We start from the raw sequence: 21,305 nt of genomic DNA on the forward strand, positions 1-21,305 counted from the left end.
CCCACTTCGGCGATGACGAGCGCCTTGTCCAAACCCGCGCCCGGCCCGGAAGATCGTGTTGCCGTGCATTGTGAACCAGACTTGCTCCAGGCATATTTTCTGTGAAATAGATTCACAGATGGCCAGATCCGACATCAACCGTTCCGGCGAGATCGAAGTCTTCGTGCGCGTCGTCGAGGCGGGCAGCTTTTCGGCCGCGGCGCGCGCCTTGCGCATGACGCCATCGGCGGTCAGCAAGCTGATCGCCCGGCTGGAAGCCAGGCTCGGCGCCCGGCTGGTCAGCCGCTCGACGCGCAAGCTGCAGCTGACGCCGGAAGGCAGCGCGTTCTACGAGAGCGGCCTGCGCATCCTGGCCGACATGGCGGCGGCCGAGCGCGAGGCGGCGGCGGGTGCTGCGCCGCGCGGGCGGCTGCGGGTCAACACCTACGTGCCCTTCGGCGTGCACCGGCTGATTCCGCTTTTGCCGCGCTTCCTCGAACGCTACCCCGAAATATCGGTCGACCTGGTGCTGACCGACAGCGTCATCGATCTGATGGCGGAGCGTGCCGATGTCGCCATCCGGGCCGGGCAGCTCGGCGAGTCACGGCTGGTGGCACGCAAGCTAGGCCAAAGCCCGATGGTGGTGGTTGCCGCCCCGTCCTATCTTGGAGCGCGTGGGACACCGCGCCTGCCTGCCGAACTTGACCGTCACAATTGCCTTGCCTTCGGCTTCGCCCGGTACAGCGACGGTTGGCCGTTCACCGACGGTACGTCCTTCACGGTTCCGGCCAGCGGCAATGCGATGGTCAGCGACGGCGAAGCGATGCGGCTGATGACGATTGCGGGTGCGGGCATTGCCCGGCTGGCGCGCTGGCATGTCGAGCCCGATATTGTCGCCGGCCGGCTGATGCCGCTGCTGGAAGACTTCAACCCTGGCGATGTCGAACCGACACATGCCGTCTATGTCGGCCACGGCAAGCACCTGCCGGCCAGAGTGCGGGCTTTTCTCGATTTTCTGGTCGAGACCGTGCGGATGGCCTGAAGTGATACCCGGGAGCCGTCCGACTCCCGGGATAGCCTTCGTCGGCCGCGTTATGCTTTGGGCGTGAACGGCTCCGGTCGGCGGCCGGCCGCCTGGCGTTCGACCATCCAGCCGGGATATTCCGCCGGCAGCGCGCTGACCTCGTCGAGACGGGCGAGATCATCGGTGTCGAGCTTCACTTCAGTCGCCGCAAGGTTCTGTTCGAGCTGTTCCATGCGGCTGGCGCCGATGATGACGCTCATCACGAAAGGCTTGGCCAGGACATAGCCGAGCGCCACTGTGGCAACGCTGACATCATGCTTCCTGGCGACCTCGCGCATGACGGCGACAGCCGCCCAGGCGCGGTCCTCGTTGACCGGCGGGAAGTTGAAGGACGCGCGGCGGCCCTCGCCATTGCCGGGCGCGCCGGGGCCGTATTTGCCGGACAGCAGGCCACCGGCCATGGGCGACCACACCATCAGGCCGAGCTTCTCCTCGTTGATGAGCGGCACGATCTCGCGTTCGAGGTCGCGGCCGGCGATCGAATAATAGGACTGGATGGTCTCGAAGCCGGCAAAACCCTTGGCGTCGGCGATGCCGAGCGCCTTGGCGATGCGCCAGGCCTGCCAGTTGGAAACGCCGACATAGCGGACCTTGCCGCTGGCAACCAGATCATCGAGCGCCCGCAGCGTCTCGTCGATCGGCGTCACCGTGTCGGTCCCGTGCAGCTGATAGAGATCGATGTGGTCGAGCTGCAGCCGTTCGAGGCTAGCATCGACCGAATCCATGATGTGGCCGCGCGAGGAGCCGCGCTGGTTCGGCCCGTCGCCCATCGCGCCATGCACCTTGGTGGCGATCACCACGCTCGATCTGGCAACGCCGAGATCCCTCAGCGATTGGCCGAGCAGCCGTTCGGACTGGCCGAAGGAGTAGACATCGGCCGTGTCGAAGAAATTGACGCCGGCGGCAATCGAGCGGCCGACGATCTCGTTGACGCCCTTCTGGTCGAGGCTGGCGATCAGGCCCCATTGGGCGTTTTCGCCGGCGGCGCCGAAGGTCATGGTGCCGAGGCAAAGTTCGGAGACGAACATCCCCGTATTTCCAAGCTGATTGTAACGCATGGCGAAGGCTCCAGGAGAATTGTGATGACACTAATCAAATAGGAACGGTACGTTTCGTTTCCACGGCTGGCGTAACGACCGCTTGAGATTGGCCCAATGCGCGTGAGCGTAGATGGAACGCTTCGAAAAGCAGACGAACGAGCTTAGACGTTCCAGGGATCGAGCACCGTCACGCCTGTATCATCGAAGTCGGCGGTGTTGCGCGTCACCAGAATAAGATCATGGACAAGGGCGGTTGCCGCGATGAGGGTATCGGCGCTGCCTCTTGTGCGGCGGGCCGTGATACGGCCCCAAGCCAACGCGACATCTTCGGTAACGGCAAGAATACGGTCGGCATTGTCCCGCCGAAGCTCTCGCAGCCACAGATCGAGGCGTGTTGCCCTTTCGGGTTCGGCCTTGCGCAGCTTGGTGATCCCACGCTCGATCTCTCCAAGCGTAATGACGCTGAGATTGACCGATGCCGGGTCCACCGATGCCAGCCAGTCAGTCGGCTTGGGCAATCGCCTCTGCACATCCGAAACGATGTCCGTGTCGAGCAGATACATCAGAGATCGACATCCCGGATCATCGTCTTCGGGCGGCGGTTGACCTCTTCGGCGAAATCATCGTCCCAGACAGGACCTGTCAAAAGGTACTCGGCCAGCGATTTTTTCCTTCCAGCGAGACGGTCGTAGTCCTCGGCGGAGAGCACCACCGCGGCACGCTCGCCGCGCAACGTCACCGTCTGCGGTCCCTCGCTTCGCGCACGCTGAACCACCTTGGAAAAATTGTTCTTCGCGTCCTGAAGGTGCCAGTTCATGAAATGCTCCTAGCTAGCTTGGCTAGCATTTGCATGGTGAGGCAGCAGGAAATGTGCTGGTGCCGGGCGGGACTAACGACTGCCGAAGATCGCCGAACCGACCCGGACGCTGGTGGCGCCGAAAGCGATCGCCGTCNGTCTCGTAGTCGCCGGACATGCCCATCGAGAGTTTGGCGACGCCGGCTTCCTTGCCGAGCTTTTCCAGCAGCGCGAAGTGCGGACCGGGATTCTCGTCGGCCGGCGGGATGCACATCAGGCCTTCGATGGCGAGCCCGTGGACGTCGCGGCAGCGCGCGACGAAGGCCACCGCCTCACGCGGTTCGATGCCGGCCTTCTGCGGTTCCGAACCGGTGTTGACCTGGACGTAGAGCTTTGGCGCGTGGCCTTGCCGGGCGATCTCCCTGGCGAGTTCGGCGGCGATCTTTTCGCGGTCGACCGTCTCGATGACGTCGAACAGCGCGACGGCCTCCCTGGCCTTGTTCGATTGCAGCGGGCCGATCAGGTGCAGCTCGATGTCCGGGAAAGCTCCTTTCAGCGCCGGCCACTTGCCTTGCGCCTCCTGCACGCGATTCTCACCGAAGACGCGCTGGCCGGCCTCGATGACCGGGCTGATGTCGGCGGCCTCGAAGGTCTTTGAGACGGCGACCAGCGTCACCGTCCCGGCTTCGCGGCCAGCCTCGCGCTCGGCCCCGGCGATCTTCGCCTTGACCGCAAAAAACTGCTGAACGGCGTCGCCCATATGCAAATCCTGCTGTTTTGACCCGCGTTTTTGGCCGACGCGGTGCCCATATGGTTGACGGGTTTGCCAAACCATGGTGAACACCCGGACCACATTCCCTGAACTGCCGAGCGTCTCGCCCGCAGTCCGTGCATGCTTTTAAGTGAAAAACGTCCCATGGCAACCGAACGATACAATCCGCGCGCGTCAGAACCCAAATGGCAGAAGGCCTGGGCTGCCAAGAAGCTTTTCGAAGCGCACAATGACGACCCGCGCCCGAAATACTACGTGCTGGAGATGTTCCCCTATCCGTCGGGGCGCATCCATATCGGCCACACCCGCAACTACACGATGGGCGACGTGGTGGCGCGCTACAAGCGGGCCAAGGGCTTCAACGTGCTGCATCCGATGGGCTGGGACGCCTTCGGCATGCCGGCCGAGAACGCGGCGATGCAGAACAAGGTCCATCCCAAGGAATGGACCTACCAGAACATCGCCACCATGCGCGAGCAGCTCAAGGTCATGGGCCTGTCGCTGGACTGGGCGCGCGAATTCGCGACCTGCGACGTGGATTATTATCACCGCCAGCAGATGCTGTTCCTCGACTTCGTCGAGAAGGGCCTGGTGACGCGCAAATCCTCCAAGGTCAACTGGGATCCGGAGGACATGACCGTGCTTGCCAACGAGCAGGTTATCGACGGGCGCGGCTGGCGCTCGGGCGCGCTGGTCGAACAGCGCGAGCTGACGCAATGGTTCTTCAAGATCACCGACTTCGCCCAGGACCTGCTGGATTCGCTGGACGGCCTCGACGAGTGGCCCGAAAAAGTGAAGCTGATGCAGCAGAACTGGATCGGCCGCTCGGAAGGCCTGCTGATCCGCTGGCCTTTGGCCTCCGACATTGCCGGCGAACACGAGCTGGAAGTCTACACGACGCGGCCCGACACCATCTTCGGCGCCTCCTTCATGGCCATCGCCGCCGATCATCCGCTGGCCAAAAAGGCGGCCGAGACCAATCCGGCGCTGGCGAAGTTTATCGACGAGGTCCGCCATATGGGCACGTCGGTGGCGGCGCTGGAGACGGCCGAGAAAAAGGGTTTCGACACCGGCATCCGCGTCGTCCACCCGTTCGACGACAGCTGGACGCTGCCTGTCTACGTGGCCAATTTCGTGCTGATGGAATACGGCACCGGCGCCATCTTCGGTTGCCCGGCGCACGACCAGCGTGACCTCGACTTCGCCAACAAATATGGCCTGCCGGTGGTGCCGGTGGTGATGCCGGAAGGCGAGAATCAGGCGACCTTCCAGATCGTCGACGTGGCCTATGGCGACGATGGCGCGATGATCAATTCGCGCTTCCTCGACGGGATGAAGCCGGACCAGGCTTTCGACGAGGTGGCGAAGCTCCTGGAGCAGAAGACGATCGGCAACCGGCCAATGGCCGAACGCAAGGTGAATTTCCGCCTGCGCGACTGGGGCATTTCGCGTCAGCGCTACTGGGGCTGCCCTATCCCGATGATCCATTGCGAGGATTGCGGCGTGGTGCCGGTGCCGAAGGCGGACCTGCCGGTCAAGCTGCCCGACGATGTCGATTTCGACCGGCCGGGCAACCCGCTCGACCGTCATCCGACCTGGCGGCATGTGAAGTGCCCGCGATGCGGCAAGGACGCGCGCCGCGAAACCGACACGATGGACACGTTCGTCGATTCGTCGTGGTATTTCGCCCGCTTCACCGCGCCCTGGGCGCACGAGCCGACCGATCCCAAGGCGGCGAACGAATGGCTGCCGGTCGACCAGTATATCGGTGGCATCGAGCACGCGATCCTGCACCTGCTCTATTCGCGTTTCTTCACCCGCGCCATGCGCGAGACCGGCCATGTCGATCTGGCCGAGCCGTTCAAGGGTCTGTTCACGCAAGGCATGGTGGTGCACGAAACCTATCGCGTCGGGTCGGCATCGAACGGTCGCTGGCTGGCGCCAACCGAGGTGCGGCTGGAGGAAGCCGACGGCAAGCGCCGCGCCATCGAGATCGTCACCGGTGAGGACGCGACGATCGGCCCGCTCGAAAAGATGTCGAAGTCGAAGAAGAACACGGTCAGTCCGGAGGACATCACCGACGGCTACGGCGCCGATACGGCGCGCTGGTTCATGCTGTCGGATTCACCGCCCGAGCGCGATGTCGAATGGACCGACGATGGCGCCGCCGGCGCGCATCGCTTCATGCAGCGCATCTGGCGGCTGGTATCGACGGCAGCCGAGACGCTGGCTGGCGTCAAGCCGGCGACCGCCGACAATGGTGAGGCCGGAGCGGTTTCCAAGGCCGCGCACAAGATACTCAAGGCGGTCGGCGAGGACATCGAGAAGCTCGCCTTCAACCGCGCCATTGCCCGCATCTATGAACTGGCCAACGTGCTGACCGCGCCGCTCAACGACGTGGCGGAAGGCAAGGCCGATCCGGCGATGCAAGGCGCCTGCCGCCAGGCGGTGGAGATCCTGGTGCACCTGATCGCGCCTGTGATGCCGCATTTGTCCGAGGAGTGCTGGGAGGCGCTGGGCGGCACCGATCTGGTTGCCGAACGGCCGTGGCCGGTCTTCGATCCGGCGCTGGTCGTCGACAATGAGGTCACCTATCCGGTGCAGGTCAACGGCAAGAAACGTGGGGATTTGACAATTGCCCGCGACGCGGACCAAGGTGCGGTCGAAAAAGCTGTGCTCGCTCTCGACTTCGTGCAGAAAGCGCTCGAAGGTAAGGCCCCGCGCAAGGTGATCATCGTGCCGCAGAGGATCGTCAATGTCGTTGCCTGACCTTGAGTTGCCTGACCTGGAAAAGACGGAGCTGAGCCGCTTGCTGCGGCGCCTCGCGCTTGCCGGCCTTGTCGGCTCGCTGGCACTGGTTTCGGCCTGTCAGGTGCGGCCGCTCTATTCGACCGCGCCGCTGACCACGGGCTCAAGCGCAAACGCCGAACTGGCGTCGATCGCCGTCAAGCCGGTCAACTCACGTTATGCCCAGCAGGTGCGCAACAATCTGATCTTCGGATTTGGGCGCGGCGCCGGCGAACCGGCCTCGCCGCTTTATTCGCTTGGTCTCAGCGTGACCGAAGCCGTCGATTCGGCCGCGCTGGTGCAGGTCCAGACCGATCAGGACGAGCCGACTGCCGGTTCGGTGACGCTGACCGCCAGCTACACGCTGACCGATGCGAAAACCGGCGCCGTCATCGCGGTCGGCAAGCGGGCGATCACCTCATCCTTCGATAGGCCCCGGCAGGAATTTGCCTCGTATCGGGCGCAGATCGACGCCGAGAATCGCGCCGCGCGCGAGCTGGCCGAAGCCCTGCAATTGTCCATCGCCCAGGATCTGGTCAGGCACGGCAAGACGGCTGGCTAACGCCGTTTTCGTTTCACACAAAAGCCGAGCCAAGGACGGGCAAAACGCACCGGCCTTCGGGCTGCCAGCGGCATCTGAATTCTGGTCTTCGACTCGCCTCACGACTGCCAGGGCCGATCTCTATTTTCAGCTTTTCTATCGCTCCGGCGCTGCCGACGGGAAGCAACTGTTAACCACTCGCTCCCTATTGCTCAGCAGACGTTTCAGAGTGAGTCTTGAGCATGGAATCCAGGCGTTTTCTCCGGGTCAATTCATTGAAGGCAGCTTCGCCCGATGACCCCGGGATAAAGCGTTTCAACCCCATGAGCGACAAGGCGGACGGCCAGCAGCCCCGCGCGGCCGGAGCCGGCAATTCCGGTGATTTCGTCGATCTTGGCGGCAACGAAAGCCCAGCCTGGCAAGACTATTTCTTCCTGGCGCCCAATGTGCGGTTTACCCGCACGCCGGACTATGAAGCCAAGACGCGCCATCCGCAGCGCGACCAGATTGCCGCCGAGCAAAGCGAACCGTCGGTCCCACCGGCGCAGCAAGCAAGCGCACGGCCCGCCGCGGCCGCGCCATCCCATGCAGCCTCATCTTCACCATTGCTGAAAAGCCGGAACCCCGTCTTGGACGCTGTCCGCTCGACTGCCGGCAACCGGGACGCGGTACAGCAGAGGCAGGTGGGTTCGGCCCCGACATCCGTTACGCCAAGGCATACCGGCGAACCTGCGGGGTCAAGGATGACCGCAACGTCACGCGTATCGGCTCCGGTCCAGGGAACGGCGGCGCCGGGCAAGGTGACAAACCGCGAAAGAGTGCGCTGGCCCTATCTGTCGGATCACGCCTTTTTCGAGGTCATGGCGCCCTATATGGTCGAAGCTCCGCCGGTGCCGCAAGCCGTTCCTGCGCGGCGCCCGGCCGGGCCGGTGGTCGCCAAACCGGCCGACAGGCACGCCGCGCCCACGGCGGATCCCACCTCGCTGTTCCGCGTCATCGAATGCCTTCCGGGCCTGCAAGCTCCGCCTGCACTGCCGGACGTCCGTCCGGCCAATTCGAACGAGGCCGAGGTCCAGCCGGTGGCGAGCAGCGCGCCGCGACAGGCCCGGCCCGCGATCGCAACTTCCGCCGTCGCGCGCAAAGCCGTTCCGGTCCAGGTCGCGCAAAGCCTGGAGGAGACCGTGCAGGCTCCGGCCGGGCGCGCCTCTTCGCCGCTGCCCAAGGTCGGCAAGATCGTGCCGTCCACGACCGGCGAGGCATACGAAGTTCCCTCCGAAGAGTTGCTGCAGCAGCCACCGGAAGGGCAAGGCTTCTACATGTCGCAAGAGCGGCTCGAGCAGAATGCCGATCTCCTGGAAAGCGTGCTGGAGGATTTCGGCGTGCGCGGCGAGATCATCCACGTTCGTCCCGGCCCGGTCGTCACCCTCTATGAGTTCGAGCCGGCGCCGGGCGTCAAATCGTCTCGCGTCATCGGTCTCGCCGACGATATCGCCCGTTCCATGTCGGCGATTTCGGCGCGCGTCGCGGTGGTGCCCGGCCGCAACGTCATCGGCATCGAGCTTCCGAACGAGACCCGCGAGACCGTCTATTTCCGCGAGCTGATCGAATCGCAGGGTTTCCGCAAGACTGGCTGCAAGCTGGCGCTTTGCCTCGGCAAGACGATCGGCGGCGAGCCCGTCATCGCCGAACTGGCGAAGATGCCGCATCTGCTCGTCGCCGGCACCACCGGCTCCGGCAAGTCGGTCGCCATCAACACCATGATCCTGTCGCTGCTCTATCGGCTGAAGCCGGAAGAATGCCGGCTGATCATGGTCGATCCCAAGATGCTCGAACTCTCCGTCTATGACGGCATCCCGCATCTTCTGACCCCGGTCGTCACCGATCCCAAGAAGGCCGTCACCGCGCTCAAATGGGCGGTGCGCGAGATGGAGGACCGTTACCGCAAGATGGCGCGGCTCGGCGTGCGCAACATCGACGGCTATAATGAACGCGCCGCCCAGGCCCGCGACAAGGGCGAGACGGTCGTCATGACCGTTCAGGCTGGTTTCGAAAAGGGCACCGGCGAGCCGCTCTTCGAACAGCAGGAAATCGACCTCGCGCCGATGCCTTATATCGTGGTCATCGTCGACGAGATGGCCGACCTGATGATGGTCGCCGGCAAGGAGATCGAAGGCGCGATCCAGCGCCTGGCACAGATGGCGCGCGCGGCCGGCATCCATCTGATCATGGCAACGCAACGCCCCTCGGTCGATGTCATCACCGGCACGATCAAGGCCAACTTCCCGACCCGGATTTCCTTCCAGGTCACGTCCAAGATCGACAGCCGCACCATCCTGGGCGAGCAGGGCGCCGAGCAGCTGCTTGGCCAGGGCGACATGCTGCACATGATGGGCGGCGGGCGCATTTCGCGCGTGCACGGCCCCTTTGTCTCCGACGCGGAGGTCGAGCACGTCGTGGCGCATCTGAAGGCGCAGGGCCGCCCCGAATATCTGGAAACGGTGACGGCCGACGAGGATGAAGACGAAGACGAAGGCGACCAGGGAGCCGTCTTCGACAAGGGATCCGTTGCGGCCGAGGATGGCGATTCCAGTTATGACGAGGCGGTCAAGGTGGTGTTGCGCGACAAGAAATGTTCGACGTCCTACATCCAGCGTCGCCTCGGCATCGGCTACAACCGCGCCGCTTCCCTGGTCGAGCGCATGGAGAAGGAAGGGCTGGTCGGCGCGCCCAACCATGTCGGCAAGCGCGAGATCATGACGGGCCGGCGCCCGCCGGTTGCCGCGCCCGACGAAGAGGGCGCGGATTGACCGGCAGGTCGACGAAGGGTCAATAAAAAAGGCCGGTTGCCCGGCCTTTTTGGTATCGGATATCGGATCGCTCAGCCGATCTTCTGGCCGGTCTTGGCCCAGTCGGCGAGGAAGGCGGCGAGGCCTTTGTCGGTCAGCGGATGGTTGACCAGCGCCTTCAGCGTGGCTGGCGGCGCGGTGACGACATCGGCCCCAATCAGGGCCGCCTGCTTGACGTGGTTCACCGTGCGCACCGAAGCGGTCAGGATCTCGGTCTGGAAATCGTAATTGTCGTAGATCTGACGGATCTCCTGGATCACCTCCATGCCGTCCGAGCCGGTGTCGTCGATGCGGCCGACGAAGGGCGAGATGAAGGAAGCGCCGGCCTTGGCGGCGAGCAGCGCCTGGTTGGCCGAGAAGCACAGCGTGACGTTGACCATGCGGTTCATTTCGGTGCGGATCGTCTTGCAGGCCTTCAGCCCATCGAGCGTCAACGGCACCTTGATGGTGACATTCGGCGCGATTTTGGCCAGCACCTCGGCCTCGGCCATCATGTTCTTGTACTCGGTGGCCACGACTTCGGCCGAAACGGGCCCTTCGACGATGTCGCAGATCTGCTTGGTGACCTCGGAGATCTTGCCGCCCGATTTCAGGATCAGCGAGGGATTGGTGGTGACGCCGTCGAGCAGCCCCAGATCGATCAGCTCGCGGATTTCCTTGATGTCGGCGGTGTCGGCAAAAAATTTCATGGCGGTCTCCTGAAGATTTCGGCGTGCTTGGGAAGGCACGTTCAGCGTTGCCCTTTGATCTAGACCAAAGTCGGGGCAAGGTCACGCCTCATGATCGAAGATTCGCCCTTTGTCGCAGCCGCGCCGGTGCTGGTGCCGATGCCTGCAGAACGCCCCTACACCTATGCCGTGCCCGCAGGCATGCGCGTCGTGCCGGGCTCGATCGTGCGCGTGCCGCTCGGGCCGCGCCAGGTCGCCGGCATCGTCTGGGATGGCGTGGTCGAGAATATCGACGCGAAAAAGCTGCGCCCCATCGAACAGGTCTTCGATTGCCCGCCGATCGACCGTTCGATGCGCCGCTTCGTCGACTGGGTGGCGCAGTACACGCTGTCGGCGCCGGGCATGGTGGCGCGCATGCTGCTCCGAGCGCCGGAGGCTTTCGACCCGGAACCGTGGAGCGAGGGGCTGCAGCGCACGCTTCTCGCGCCCGACCGGATGACGAGTGCCAGGGAGCGGGTGTTGGAGGTGGCCGAAGGCGGCCTTGCCTGGACACGCTCCGGCCTTGCCCATGCCGCCGGCGTGTCGTCGACGGTGATCGAGGAACTGAAGGCGCAAGGCGTGTTCGAGACGGTGATGATCCCGCCACGCCCGGTGGTGGCCGCGCCTGATTCCCTGTATGCCGTACCGGAGCTGATGCCGGACCAGAATGACGCGGCATCGATGCTGCGCGCCAATGTCGCGGCAGGCACCTTCAACGTCGCGCTGCTCGACGGCGTCACCGGGTCGGGCAAGACGGAGGTTTATTTCGAGGCGGTGGCGGCCGCCCTCGACCAGGGCAAGCAGGTGCTGATCCTGCTGCCGGAAATCGCGCTGACCCACGCTTTCCTCGAACGCTTCCAGCAGCGCTTCGGCGCCAAGCCCGGCGAATGGCATTCGGACCTGCCGCCAAGGATGCGCGAAAAGGTCTGGCGGCAAGTGGCTGAGGGCACTGTGCGCGTCGTCGCCGGCGCGCGCTCGGCGCTGTTCCTGCCGTTCAAGGAGCTCGGCCTGATCGTCGTCGACGAAGAGCACGACCCCGCCTACAAGCAGGAAGACCGCGTTTTCTATAACGCCCGCGACATGGCGGTGGTGCGCGGCCACATCGGGAGTTTCCCAGTCGTGCTGGCGTCGGCGACGCCATCGGTCGAGAGCCGGGTCAATGCGAGCCAAGGGAAATACACCAGGGCCATTCTCTCGGCTCGTTTCGCCGAGGCGGCGCTGCCGCAGCTGAAGTCGATCGACATGCGGCGCGCGCCGCCGGCGCGTGGCGGCTTCCTGTCGCCGGTGCTGCTCGACCATATGCGCCAGACGCTGGAGAGGAAGGAGCAATCGCTCTTGTTCCTCAACCGGCGCGGCTATGCGCCGCTGACGCTGTGCCGCGTCTGCGGCCATCGCTTCGGCTGCCCGGTCTGCTCGGCCTGGCTGGTCGAGCACCGCTTTCGCGGCCAGCTGGTCTGCCACCATTGCGGGCACAATGAGCGCCGCCCGGAAGCCTGCCCGGAATGCGGCACGCTCGACCATCTGGTCGCCTGCGGGCCGGGAGTGGAGCGCATCGCCGAGGAGGTCGTCGCGCATTTCCCCGATGCGCGCACCATCGTTTTGTCATCGGATCTGATGGGCGGCGTGCGGCGGCTGCGGCTGGAACTGGAGGCGATCGCCGATGGCGAGGCCGACATCGTCATCGGTACGCAGTTGGTCGCCAAGGGCCACAATTTCCCCAACATGACGCTGGTCGGCGTTGTCGATGCGGACCTTGGCCTTGCCAATGGCGATCCGCGCGCAGCGGAGCGGACGTTCCAATTGCTCAGCCAGGTGACCGGCCGCGCCGGCCGCACCGGCAAGAAGAGCCTTGGCCTGCTGCAGACCTTCCAGCCCGACCATCCGGTGATGCGGGCAATCGTCTCTGGCGATGCCGAGGCGTTTTACGAGCGCGAGATCGCCGAGCGCGAGCGCGCGGCGCTGCCGCCCTTCGGCCGGCTCGCCGGCGTCATCGTCAGCGCGGTGACGCGGGCGGAGGCCGAGGGCCATGCCCGCGGCCTGCGCCGCGCCGCGCCGGAGTCCAATGATCTGTTCGTGCTCGGCCCGGCCGAGGCGCCACTGTCCCTGCTCGGCGGCCGCCATCGTTTCCGCCTGCTGATCCAGGGCGAACGGCGCGCCGACATGCAAGGTTTTATCAGGGCCATGCTGGCCAACGGGCCGAAACAGCGCGGCTCGGTGCGGGTGCAGGTCGATATCGACCCGCAGAGCTTTTTGTAAGGTCGCGCTTTCAGCGGTAGGCTGTCTCCAGCGAAAAAATGGAAGATCACATGAAAACCCTTGGCCTGCTCGGCGGCATGAGCTGGGAATCGACTGCTATCTACTATCGGCTGCTCAACGAGATCGTGCGCGAGCGTCTTGGCGGGCTGCATTCGGCCAAACTGCTGCTCTGGTCGTTCGACTTCGCCGAGATCGCCGAGCGGCAGCATCATGGCGACTGGGAGGGCGCCGGCGTGCTTCTCGTCGAGTCGGCGCGCAAGCTGGAGGCAGGCGGCGCGGAAGGGCTGCTCCTGTGCACCAACACCATGCACAAACTGGCCGACCAGGTGCAGGCCTCGGTGTCGATCCCGTTGATCCACATCGCCGACGCCACCGCGGTGGCGATCAAGCGCGCCGGCATGCAGCGCCCGGCGCTGCTGGCGACGCGCTTCACCATGGAGCAGGATTTCTACAAGGGCCGGCTCGCCGACAAATACGGCCTGCAACCGACAGTGCCCGACGCCGCCGGGCGCGACATGGTCCATCGCGTCATTTATGAAGAACTCTGCCAGGGCATTGTCAGCGAGACCTCGAAGGCGGCCTATGTCGCCGAGGCCGAACGCCTGCGCCGCGAAGAGGCCGCCGACAGCCTCATCATGGGCTGCACCGAGATCACCATGCTGATCGGCAAGGGGGATTTCGACATTCCGGTGTTCGACACGACACGCATCCATGCCGAGGCGGCGGTCGAGTTCGCGCTCGGTTGATGGCCTTCTTCTAAAGTTCGGGGAGCCATCTGGCGTGGGGTTTTTCCTCCGCTAGAATGCGCGGGAATTTCAAAACCGGCATTTCGAGGGGACAAGATGGATTTTGCGCTTCCATGGCCGACGAGCCAGGGCGAATGGCTGGCCTGGTCGAGCGCCGTCGTCACCGTGCTGCTCGGCCTTCTGTTTTTCTTGGCGCCGGGCGTGGCCTTCCGTGTCCTGCGCCTGCAGGTCAAACCGGAGAAGGCAGCGGCGATCGCCGAGGGGCGGGGCAGGATGTCTGGCTTCTATCTCGGCGTTGGCCTGTGCTGCATCCTCCTGGCGCAGCCGCTGGTTTACATGGCGCTCGGCTTCTCCTGGCTGTTCACCGCCTTCGGCCGCCTGCTGTCGATGATGTCGGATGGCGCCAACACGCCTTTCAATTGGGTTTCCATTGTGGTGGAATTGGCCTTGGCGGCATTGCCGCTCGCCTTTGCCTTCGGCTTTGTGCCCTGAATCCTTAGCTATTCCGGGGCGCGAGGCGGGACTCTTTCGCCAGATGCGACAATAGTGCCTGAAAACCATGCGGAACGACGCATTGCGGTCTTAAAATGCCTGTGCTAGACGGCAATCGACTTTCGGCCGGGGATAGCGGAAGCCGCGCCTCCGTGCTTGAAAAAATGCAGTAAGGTCAAAGATTTAGCCAGAGTTTTTGCTCGCGCCAACAATCTGCGGCCTGTCAGACAAGAGAAAAGACGGTCCGTGGCTCAATCGTCATCGCCAATCTCAGGTGTCGCAGAACGCTACGCGGGTTCGCTGTTCGAACTCGCGCTGCAGGCAAATTCCGTGACCAAGGTCGAAGCCGACCTCAACAGTTTCGAGGCGATGCTCGCGGGCAGCGCCGACCTGACCCGGCTGATCAACAGCCCGGTGTTCTCCAGCGAGGACCAGGCCAAGGCCATAGCGGCAATCGCCGACAAGGCCGGGATTACCGGCCTCACCGGCAATTTCCTGCGCGTCGTGGCCCGCAACCGGCGCCTGTTCGCCGTCCCCGGCATGATCAGGGCATTCCGCCAGATCGCCGCCGAACATCGTGGCGAGACCGCCGCCGAAGTGACGTCGGCTCATGAGCTGACCGCGGCCCAGCAGGCTGAACTCAAGGCGGCGCTGAAGAGCGTTGCCGGCAAGGACGTGGCCATTTCCGTCACCGTCGATCCGTCGCTGCTCGGCGGGCTGGTGGTCAAGATGGGCTCGCGCCAGATCGATACGTCGCTCAAAACCAAACTCAATTCGCTCAAGCTTGCACTGAAAGAGGTCGGCTGATGGACATCCGCGCCGCGGAAATTTCCGCAATTCTGAAAGACCAGATCAAGAATTTCGGCAAGGAGGCCGAGGTCTCCGAAGTTGGACAGGTGCTGTCCGTCGGTGACGGTATCGCCCGCGTCTATGGCCTCGACAATGTCCAGGCCGGCGAAATGGTCGAGTTCCCCGGCGGCATCCGCGGCATGGCGCTCAACCTCGAAGCCGACAATGTCGGCGTCGTCATCTTCGGCGCCGACCGCGACATCAAGGAAGGCGACACCGTCAAGCGCACCGGCGCCATCGTCGACGTTCCGGTGGGTCCTGGCCTGCTCGGCCGCGTCGTCGACGCGCTCGGCAACCCGATCGACGGCAAGGGTCCGATCAAGGCGGTCGAACGCAAGCGCGTCGACGTCAAGGCGCCTGGCATCATTCCGCGCAAGTCGGTGCATGAGCCGATGTCGACCGGCCTCAAGGCCATCGATGCGCTGATCCCGGTTGGTCGCGGCCAGCGCGAGCTGGTCATCGGCGACCGTCAGACCGGCAAGACCGCCATCATCCTCGACACCATGCTCAACCAGAAGTCGGTGCACGACAACGGCCCCGAGAAGGAAAAGCTCTACTGCGTCTACGTTGCCGTCGGCCAGAAGCGCTCGACTGTGGCGCAGTTCGTCAAGGTGCTGGAAGAGCGCGGCGCGCTCGAATACTCGATCATCGTCGCCGCCACCGCTTCCGATCCGGCACCGATGCAGTTCCTGGCGCCGTTCGCCGGCTGCACCATGGGCGAATATTTCCGCGACAACGGCATGCATGCGCTGATCAGCTACGACGATCTGTCGAAGCAGGCCGTCGCCTACCGCCAGATGTCGCTGCTGCTGCGCCGCCCGCCGGGCCGCGAAGCCTATCCGGGCGACGTCTTCTACCTGCACTCGCGCCTGCTCGAGCGCGCCGCGAAGCTCAATGACGATCTGGGCAATGGCTCGCTGACCGCCCTGCCGGTCATCGAAACGCAGGCCAACGACGTGTCGGCGTATATCCCGACCAACGTGATCTCGATCACCGACGGCCAGATCTTCCTTGAAACCAACCTGTTCTTCCAGGGTATCCGTCCGGCCGTCAACGTCGGCCTGTCGGTGTCGCGCGTCGGTTCGTCGGCACAGATCAAGGCGATGAAGCAGGTTGCCGGCTCGATCAAGGGCGAGCTCGCCCAGTACCGCGAAATGGCGGCCTTCGCGCAGTTCGGCTCCGATCTCGACGCCGCCACGCAGCGCCTGCTCAACCGCGGATCGCGCCTGACCGAACTCCTGAAGCAGCCGCAGTTCTCGCCGCTGAAGACGGAAGAGCAGGTCGCGGTGATCTTCGCCGGCGTCAACGGCTATCTCGACAAGCTGCCGGTCAACCAGGTCGGCAAGTTCGAGCATGGCCTGCTCAGCCACATGCGTGCGGCGGGCAAGGACGTTCTCGACGCCATCCGCAAGGAAAAGGCACTGTCGGACGATCTGCGCGCCAAGCTGAAGGCCGAGATCGACGCTTTCGCCAAGATCTTCGCCTGAGCGAAGCGACAAGACGGGATCAGGTTTGAAGCATGCCTTCATTAAAAGACCTTCGTAACCGTATCGCCTCGGTCAAGGCGACGCAGAAGATCACCAAGGCGATGCAGATGGTCGCCGCGGCGAAGCTGCGCCGTGCGCAAGAGGCCGCGGAAGCGGCGCGCCCCTATTCGGAGCGCATGGGTTCCGTGCTGGCCAACATCACCCAGGCGATCGGCGGCGGCGGCGATGCTCCGGCGCTGATGACCGGTACCGGCAAGGACGACGTGCACCTGCTCGTCCTCTGCACCGCGGAGCGCGGCCTGTGCGGCGGCTTCAACTCGCAGATCGCCCGTCATGCCCGCGACCACATCCGCAGGCTTTTGGCCGACGGCAAGCAGGTCAAGATCATCTGCGTCGGCAAGAAGGGTTTCGATATCCTGCGCCGCGACTATGCCTCCATGATCCTCGAGCGCATCGATCTGCGCGAGGTCAAGACGCTCGGCTTCGTCAATGCCGACGCGATCGCCAAGAAGGTCATCCACCTCTTCGACGAGGGCGGCTTCGATATCTGCACGCTGTTCTATTCGCAGTTCAAGTCGGTGATCAGCCAGATTCCGACCGCGCAGCAGATCATCCCGGCAGGCGTCGCTTCGGCTCCGGCCGAGGCAAATGATGGTGGCAATGCCGTCTATGAATATGAGCCGGAGCCGGGCGAAATCCTTTCCGACCTCATCCCGCGCAACATTTCCGTGCAGGTTTTCCGGGCGCTGCTAGAAAACGCGGCCGGCGAGATGGGTGCCAAGATGAGCGCCATGGACAATGCGACGCGCAACGCCGGCGACATGATCAACAAGCTGTCGATCACCTACAACCGTCAGCGGCAGGCGCAGATCACCAAGGAACTGATCGAAATCATTTCGGGCGCCGAGGCGCTCTAGGCGCGGTCCGGGGCCATTTGGCCCGCGACCGGACCGCGTGAGAAACAAAGGACGAAAAAGGGTAAAGACGATGGCGAAAGCAGCGACCCCCCAGAAGGCAACACCCAAGACGGCAGCCGCGAAGGCCGCAGTCCCCGCGAAGGCTGCAAAGGCTCCGGCGGCAGCCGCGAAGGCGGCTCCGGCCAAGGCCGCTTCGGCCAAGACACCGGCAGTGGCGAGCAAGGCAACCGGCGTTGTCGGCCAGGTCCGCCAGGTCATCGGCGCTGTCGTCGACGTCCAGTTCGGCGAACATTTGCCGGCGATCCTGAACGCGCTCGAGACCACCAATGTCGGCAACCGCCTGGTGCTCGAAGTTGCCCAGCATCTCGGTGAAAACACCGTGCGCTGCATCGCCATGGACTCCACCGAAGGCTTGGTGCGTGGCCAGGAAGTGCGCGACACCGGCGCGCCGATCACCGTGCCGGTCGGCCCGGGCATGCTCGGCCGCATCATCAACGTCATCGGCGAGCCGGTCGACGAAGCGGGCCCGGTCGACGCGATCGAGATGCGCTCCATCCACCAGCCGGCTCCGACCTATGTCGAGCAGTCGACGGAAGCCCAGATCCTGATCACCGGCATCAAGGTGCTCGACCTCCTGGCGCCCTACGCCAAGGGCGGCAAGATCGGCCTGTTCGGCGGCGCCGGCGTCGGCAAGACCGTGCTGATCCAGGAACTGATCAACAACATCGCCAAGGCGCATGGCGGCTATTCGGTGTTCGCCGGCGTCGGCGAGCGCACCCGCGAGGGCAACGATCTCTATCACGAGTTCATCGAATCCGGCGTCAACAAGAAGGGCGGCGGCGAAGGCTCCAAGGCGGCACTCGTCTATGGCCAGATGAACGAGCCGCCGGGCGCGCGCGCCCGCGTCGGCCTGACCGGCCTGACGGTCGCCGAATATTTCCGCGATCAAGGCCAGGACGTGCTGTTCTTCGTCGACAACATCTTCCGCTTCACGCAGGCAGGTTCGGAAGTGTCGGCTCTGCTCGGCCGCATTCCGTCGGCGGTGGGCTATCAGCCGACGCTCGCCACCGACATGGGCGCGCTGCAGGAGCGCATCACCACCACCACCAAGGGCTCGATCACCTCGGTGCAGGCGATCTACGTGCCCGCCGACGACTTGACCGATCCGGCGCCGGCGACCTCGTTCGCCCACCTTGACGCGACGACGACGCTGAACCGCGCCATCGCCGAGAAGGGCATCTACCCGGCGGTCGATCCGCTGGATTCGACCTCGCGCATGCTCGACCCGATGGTTGTCGGCGAAGAGCATTACGGTGTCGCCCGGCAGGTGCAGTCGATCCTCCAGCGCTACAAGTCGCTGCAGGACATCATCGCCATCCTGGGCATGGACGAGCTGTCGGAAGAGGACAAGCAGACCGTGGCCCGCGCCCGCAAGATCGAGCGCTTCCTGTCGCAGCCGTTCTTCGTCGCCGAAGTGTTCACCGGCGCGCCGGGCAAGCTGGTCGACCTCGCCGACACCATCAAGGGCTTCAAGGGCCTCTGCAACGGCGACTACGATCACCTTCCGGAAGCCGCCTTCTACATGGTCGGCGGCATCGAGGAAGCGGTCGAGAAGGCACAGCGCCTCGCGGCTGAAGCGGCCTGATGACAGATAACGGACCCGAATACGCTCAAGGCGATCGGGTCCGGCTACTTCGGCTCAGCGATGAGTTCCTTTCGGATATGCCCGAGGATGACGTCGCAGAGCTAAACGCTCTCATCGGTCGAGAGTGGACTGTGGAGGAATGGCACGAAAAACTCGGTCAGTTGGAGATCACCAGCTCTCTGAGTGAAACGACAACCATACATTTTGTGTGGGTGCCGCCAGAATGGGTTGAACGGATACGATAATGGCTGAAGCTTTCAAATTCGAACTGGTTTCGCCGGAACGCCTGCTCGTTTCCGAGCAAGTCGAATCCGTCGTCATTCCGGGCGCCGAAGGCGAGATGACGGTGATGGCGCATCACGCGCCGGTCATGACCACAATCAAGCCGGGTGTCGTCACGGTGAAGACCGCTTCGGGCAGCGAAGAGCGCTATGTCGTGTTCGGCGGCTTTGCCGACATCGTTCCGGCCGGCTGCACGCTGCTGGCGGAATCGGCTGTCGCGGTCAAGGATGTCGACCGCGCCGATCTCGCGCGCCGCATCCAGGAAGCCAAGGAAGATGCCGCGGACGCCAAGGACGACCAGGCGCGCAGCAAGGCCGAACAGTTCCTCAGCCAGCTCACCACGCTGGAAGGCGCCATCCTGCCGGCCTGAAATCCACACCAAACTGACTGACTGAAAAGCGGGCTTGTCCCGCTTTTTCTTATATTCCCAAGGCAGCGAAGGCCAGGGTCGGACCGTCCCGCCGCAGGTGGACGAGATGCACGGCCACCAGTTCAATCAGCGTCTGGCGTTCGGCGTGATCCCCAGCGAAGCCAGCCAGGTCGAACACCGCCGTCACGGTTTCGTTCGCCGGCAGTTGCTGGCTCAAAAGGGCTGTCAGCGACGCATCGAGCGGATCGGTGAAATGGCCTTCCGGCAAGGTCTTACCCCGCGCCGCGCAGGCGGCGATCCAGGCGGCAACCACCAGCGTGAGATGCACAAATTCAGTGCCGGCTTCCATGCACTCCACGGCCGAAGCAACAATACGCTGCGGCAGTTTCTGGCTGCCGTCATTGGCGATTTGCGCCGTGCGGTGGGCGAGCGCGGTGTTGGAAAAACGCTCGGTGAGCTCAGCCGTGTAGGCTGATGTGTCGAGCCCGGCATCGTCGGGCAGGGTCGGGATGGCCTCGGCCCACAGCGCGTCGACGAATCGCCGGATCGCCGGATCGGCAAAGGCGCGGTCGACGGTGGCATGGCCGCTGAGCAGGCCGAGATAGGCGATGCCCGAATGCGCGCCGTTGAGCAGCCTGAGCTTCATGTCCTCGAAGGGGGCGACATCCCCGACCATGGTGACGCCGAACTTTTCCCAGGCGGGGCGTCCCGCCGGAAAATTGTCTTCGATGACCCATTGGCGGAAGGGCTCGGTCATGACCGGCCAGGCGTCCTCGACGCCGAGCTCGACGGCGATCCGCGCCCGGTCGGCGTCGGTGGTCGCCGGTACGATGCGGTCGACCATGCTGGAGGGAAACGCGACCTCGTCGGCGATATGGCCGGCGAGTCTGGTGTCGTTGCTCGCGCCCAGGCTGGCATCGCGCAATTCCGCGAATTCGACCAGCAGGCGATGCAGCGTTGCGCCGTTGGCCGGCAGGTTGTCGCAGCACAGCACGGTGAAGGGCGGTGTGCCGGCGGCACGCCGCCGGGTGAGCGCCTCGGTCAGAAAACCATGCGCCGTCCTTGGTCTTTGCGGATTTGCCAGATCGTGGACGATGTCGGGATGGGCGGCGTCCAGTCCGCCGCCCGCTGCCCTCAGATACGCCTTTTCAGTGATGGTCAGCGTCACGATGCGGGTGCGCGGATCGGACAGCGCGGCCAGCACCGCACCGGGGTCTTCCGGCGCCACCAGCATCGAGCCGATCGAGCCGATGACGCGGAGCTCCTCCTCGCCGCTGCTGCGGATCGCCAGCGTGTAGAGCCCGTCCTGCGGCGCCAACGCATCGCGCGTGTCGGGGCTGCGCAAGGAAACGCCGATGATACTCCAGTCCGTCTCGCCCGCCGTCAGGCAGTCGTCGACATAGACTGCCTGATGGGCGCGATGGAAGGCGCCGACACCGAGANTCCGTCTCGCCCGCCGTCAGGCAGTCGTCGACATAGACTGCCTGATGGGCGCGATGGAAGGCGCCGACACCGAGATGCACGATGCCCGGGGTGACGCGGCTGCGATCATAAGAGGGGGGCGCGACCGAGGCCGGCAGCGCTTGTACCGTTGTGGCGGAGAGGCGTTTGTTCGTCGTGGCGCGGCTGGTCTGGTCGGATGGCATGGATGGCCTCGGCATGGGGTCGGCGAGCGGCGTAACACCCGATCTCTTGCCACACAATGGCTT

16 protein-coding genes and 2 pseudogenes are annotated in these 21,305 nt (G+C 64.4%); 12 read left to right on the forward strand and 6 right to left on the reverse strand.

Translation table 11 applies throughout. The features are described 5' to 3' along the window. Positions 1-118: 118 nt before the first annotated feature. Positions 119-1,021, forward strand: a complete 903-nt coding sequence (locus X743_RS154020; RefSeq protein ID WP_023766032.1) for a LysR family transcriptional regulator — start codon at positions 119-121, stop codon at positions 1,019-1,021. A gap of 50 nt (positions 1,022-1,071) precedes the next feature. Here X743_RS154020 and X743_RS154015 read toward each other — a convergent pair whose 3' ends face one another. The 4 genes and pseudogenes from X743_RS154015 to X743_RS01000000168975 all read right to left on the reverse strand — a co-directional run bounded on the left by X743_RS154015 (position 1,072) and on the right by X743_RS01000000168975 (position 3,659). After that, a complete protein-coding gene (locus X743_RS154015) occupies positions 1,072-2,121 on the reverse strand; it encodes an aldo/keto reductase (RefSeq protein ID WP_023766033.1) in 1,050 nt (349 codons plus the stop codon). Positions 2,122-2,264: 143 nt separating this feature from the next. Next, entirely contained in the window at positions 2,265-2,666 is a 402-nt protein-coding gene (locus X743_RS154010) for a type II toxin-antitoxin system VapC family toxin (RefSeq protein WP_023766034.1), read from the reverse strand. Beyond that, positions 2,666-2,920, reverse strand: coding sequence for a type II toxin-antitoxin system Phd/YefM family antitoxin (locus X743_RS154005; protein ID WP_023766035.1), 255 nt, complete (start codon positions 2,918-2,920; stop codon positions 2,666-2,668). The genes X743_RS154010 and X743_RS154005 overlap by 1 nt, the downstream gene beginning before the upstream one ends. 72 nt (positions 2,921-2,992) lie before the next feature. Continuing rightward, positions 2,993-3,659: pseudogene (locus X743_RS01000000168975) on the reverse strand (YggS family pyridoxal phosphate-dependent enzyme). 156 nt (positions 3,660-3,815) lie between these two features. Here X743_RS01000000168975 and leuS point away from each other — a divergent pair. From leuS to X743_RS153990, 3 genes are all read left to right on the forward strand, one after another. After that, positions 3,816-6,440 (forward strand): leucine--tRNA ligase, encoded by a 2,625-nt coding sequence (leuS, locus tag X743_RS154000; RefSeq protein WP_023766036.1) that lies wholly within the window; start codon positions 3,816-3,818, stop codon positions 6,438-6,440. Beyond that, positions 6,427-7,020: an LPS assembly lipoprotein LptE gene (gene lptE / locus X743_RS153995; RefSeq protein WP_023766037.1), complete on the forward strand. Its 594-nt coding sequence runs from the start codon at positions 6,427-6,429 to the stop codon at positions 7,018-7,020. The genes leuS and lptE overlap by 14 nt, the downstream gene beginning before the upstream one ends. 221 nt (positions 7,021-7,241) lie before the next feature. Next, complete coding sequence (locus tag X743_RS153990) at positions 7,242-9,806, forward strand: DNA translocase FtsK (protein ID WP_023766038.1); 2,565 nt, start codon at positions 7,242-7,244, stop codon at positions 9,804-9,806. Between the two features lie 71 nt (positions 9,807-9,877). On the opposite strand, the gene fsa is transcribed toward X743_RS153990, so the two are convergent. Next, the gene (gene fsa, locus X743_RS153985) at positions 9,878-10,534 is read right to left on the reverse strand and encodes a fructose-6-phosphate aldolase (RefSeq protein ID WP_023766039.1); all 657 of its coding nucleotides are present in this window, start codon (positions 10,532-10,534) and stop codon (positions 9,878-9,880) included. A 90-nt stretch (positions 10,535-10,624) separates the two neighbouring features. Between fsa and X743_RS153980 the strand changes: the two genes are divergently transcribed. The 8 genes from X743_RS153980 to X743_RS153940 all read left to right on the forward strand — a co-directional run bounded on the left by X743_RS153980 (position 10,625) and on the right by X743_RS153940 (position 19,596). Continuing rightward, positions 10,625-12,808: a primosomal protein N' gene (locus tag X743_RS153980; RefSeq protein ID WP_023766040.1), complete on the forward strand. Its 2,184-nt coding sequence runs from the start codon at positions 10,625-10,627 to the stop codon at positions 12,806-12,808. A gap of 50 nt (positions 12,809-12,858) precedes the next feature. Beyond that, positions 12,859-13,554, forward strand: coding sequence for an aspartate/glutamate racemase family protein (locus X743_RS153975; protein WP_023766041.1), 696 nt, complete (start codon positions 12,859-12,861; stop codon positions 13,552-13,554). A gap of 96 nt (positions 13,555-13,650) precedes the next feature. Further along, positions 13,651-14,046, forward strand: a complete 396-nt coding sequence (locus X743_RS153970; RefSeq protein WP_013892428.1) for a DUF4345 family protein — start codon at positions 13,651-13,653, stop codon at positions 14,044-14,046. Positions 14,047-14,292: 246 nt separating this feature from the next. After that, positions 14,293-14,853: a F0F1 ATP synthase subunit delta gene (locus X743_RS153965; protein ID WP_023766042.1), complete on the forward strand. Its 561-nt coding sequence runs from the start codon at positions 14,293-14,295 to the stop codon at positions 14,851-14,853. Continuing rightward, entirely contained in the window at positions 14,853-16,382 is a 1,530-nt protein-coding gene (atpA, locus tag X743_RS153960) for a F0F1 ATP synthase subunit alpha (protein ID WP_023766043.1), read from the forward strand. The genes X743_RS153965 and atpA overlap by 1 nt, the downstream gene beginning before the upstream one ends. 32 nt (positions 16,383-16,414) lie before the next feature. Further along, positions 16,415-17,299: a F0F1 ATP synthase subunit gamma gene (locus X743_RS153955; RefSeq protein ID WP_023766044.1), complete on the forward strand. Its 885-nt coding sequence runs from the start codon at positions 16,415-16,417 to the stop codon at positions 17,297-17,299. Between the two features lie 70 nt (positions 17,300-17,369). Beyond that, complete coding sequence (gene atpD, locus X743_RS153950) at positions 17,370-18,944, forward strand: F0F1 ATP synthase subunit beta (RefSeq protein ID WP_023766045.1); 1,575 nt, start codon at positions 17,370-17,372, stop codon at positions 18,942-18,944. Between the two features lie 244 nt (positions 18,945-19,188). Beyond that, positions 19,189-19,596 (forward strand): F0F1 ATP synthase subunit epsilon, encoded by a 408-nt coding sequence (locus X743_RS153940; RefSeq protein WP_023766047.1) that lies wholly within the window; start codon positions 19,189-19,191, stop codon positions 19,594-19,596. Between the two features lie 49 nt (positions 19,597-19,645). Here X743_RS153940 and X743_RS16405 read toward each other — a convergent pair. Beyond that, a pseudogene (locus X743_RS16405) lies at positions 19,646-21,242 on the reverse strand (mannitol dehydrogenase family protein). Between the last annotated feature and the right edge of the window lie 63 nt (positions 21,243-21,305).

Origin of the sequence: Mesorhizobium sp. LNHC232B00 (genome assembly GCF_000502435.1) — a bacterium.
In the GTDB taxonomy this organism is placed as follows: Bacteria; Pseudomonadota; Alphaproteobacteria; order Rhizobiales; family Rhizobiaceae; genus Mesorhizobium; species Mesorhizobium opportunistum.

Coding starts and splice junctions, on each gene's coding strand:
- X743_RS154020 (WP_023766032.1), top strand. CDS start 119: ATGGCCAGATCCGACATCAACCGTTCCGGCGAGATCGAAGTCTTCGTG.
- X743_RS154015 (WP_023766033.1), bottom strand. CDS start 2,121: ATGCGTTACAATCAGCTTGGAAATACGGGGATGTTCGTCTCCGAACTT.
- X743_RS154010 (WP_023766034.1), bottom strand. CDS start 2,666: ATGTATCTGCTCGACACGGACATCGTTTCGGATGTGCAGAGGCGATTG.
- X743_RS154005 (WP_023766035.1), bottom strand. CDS start 2,920: ATGAACTGGCACCTTCAGGACGCGAAGAACAATTTTTCCAAGGTGGTT.
- leuS (WP_023766036.1), top strand. CDS start 3,816: ATGGCAACCGAACGATACAATCCGCGCGCGTCAGAACCCAAATGGCAG.
- lptE (WP_023766037.1), top strand. CDS start 6,427: ATGTCGTTGCCTGACCTTGAGTTGCCTGACCTGGAAAAGACGGAGCTG.
- X743_RS153990 (WP_023766038.1), top strand. CDS start 7,242: ATGGAATCCAGGCGTTTTCTCCGGGTCAATTCATTGAAGGCAGCTTCG.
- fsa (WP_023766039.1), bottom strand. CDS start 10,534: ATGAAATTTTTTGCCGACACCGCCGACATCAAGGAAATCCGCGAGCTG.
- X743_RS153980 (WP_023766040.1), top strand. CDS start 10,625: ATGATCGAAGATTCGCCCTTTGTCGCAGCCGCGCCGGTGCTGGTGCCG.
- X743_RS153975 (WP_023766041.1), top strand. CDS start 12,859: ATGAAAACCCTTGGCCTGCTCGGCGGCATGAGCTGGGAATCGACTGCT.
- X743_RS153970 (WP_013892428.1), top strand. CDS start 13,651: ATGGATTTTGCGCTTCCATGGCCGACGAGCCAGGGCGAATGGCTGGCC.
- atpA (WP_023766043.1), top strand. CDS start 14,853: ATGGACATCCGCGCCGCGGAAATTTCCGCAATTCTGAAAGACCAGATC.
- X743_RS153955 (WP_023766044.1), top strand. CDS start 16,415: ATGCCTTCATTAAAAGACCTTCGTAACCGTATCGCCTCGGTCAAGGCG.
- atpD (WP_023766045.1), top strand. CDS start 17,370: ATGGCGAAAGCAGCGACCCCCCAGAAGGCAACACCCAAGACGGCAGCC.
- X743_RS153940 (WP_023766047.1), top strand. CDS start 19,189: ATGGCTGAAGCTTTCAAATTCGAACTGGTTTCGCCGGAACGCCTGCTC.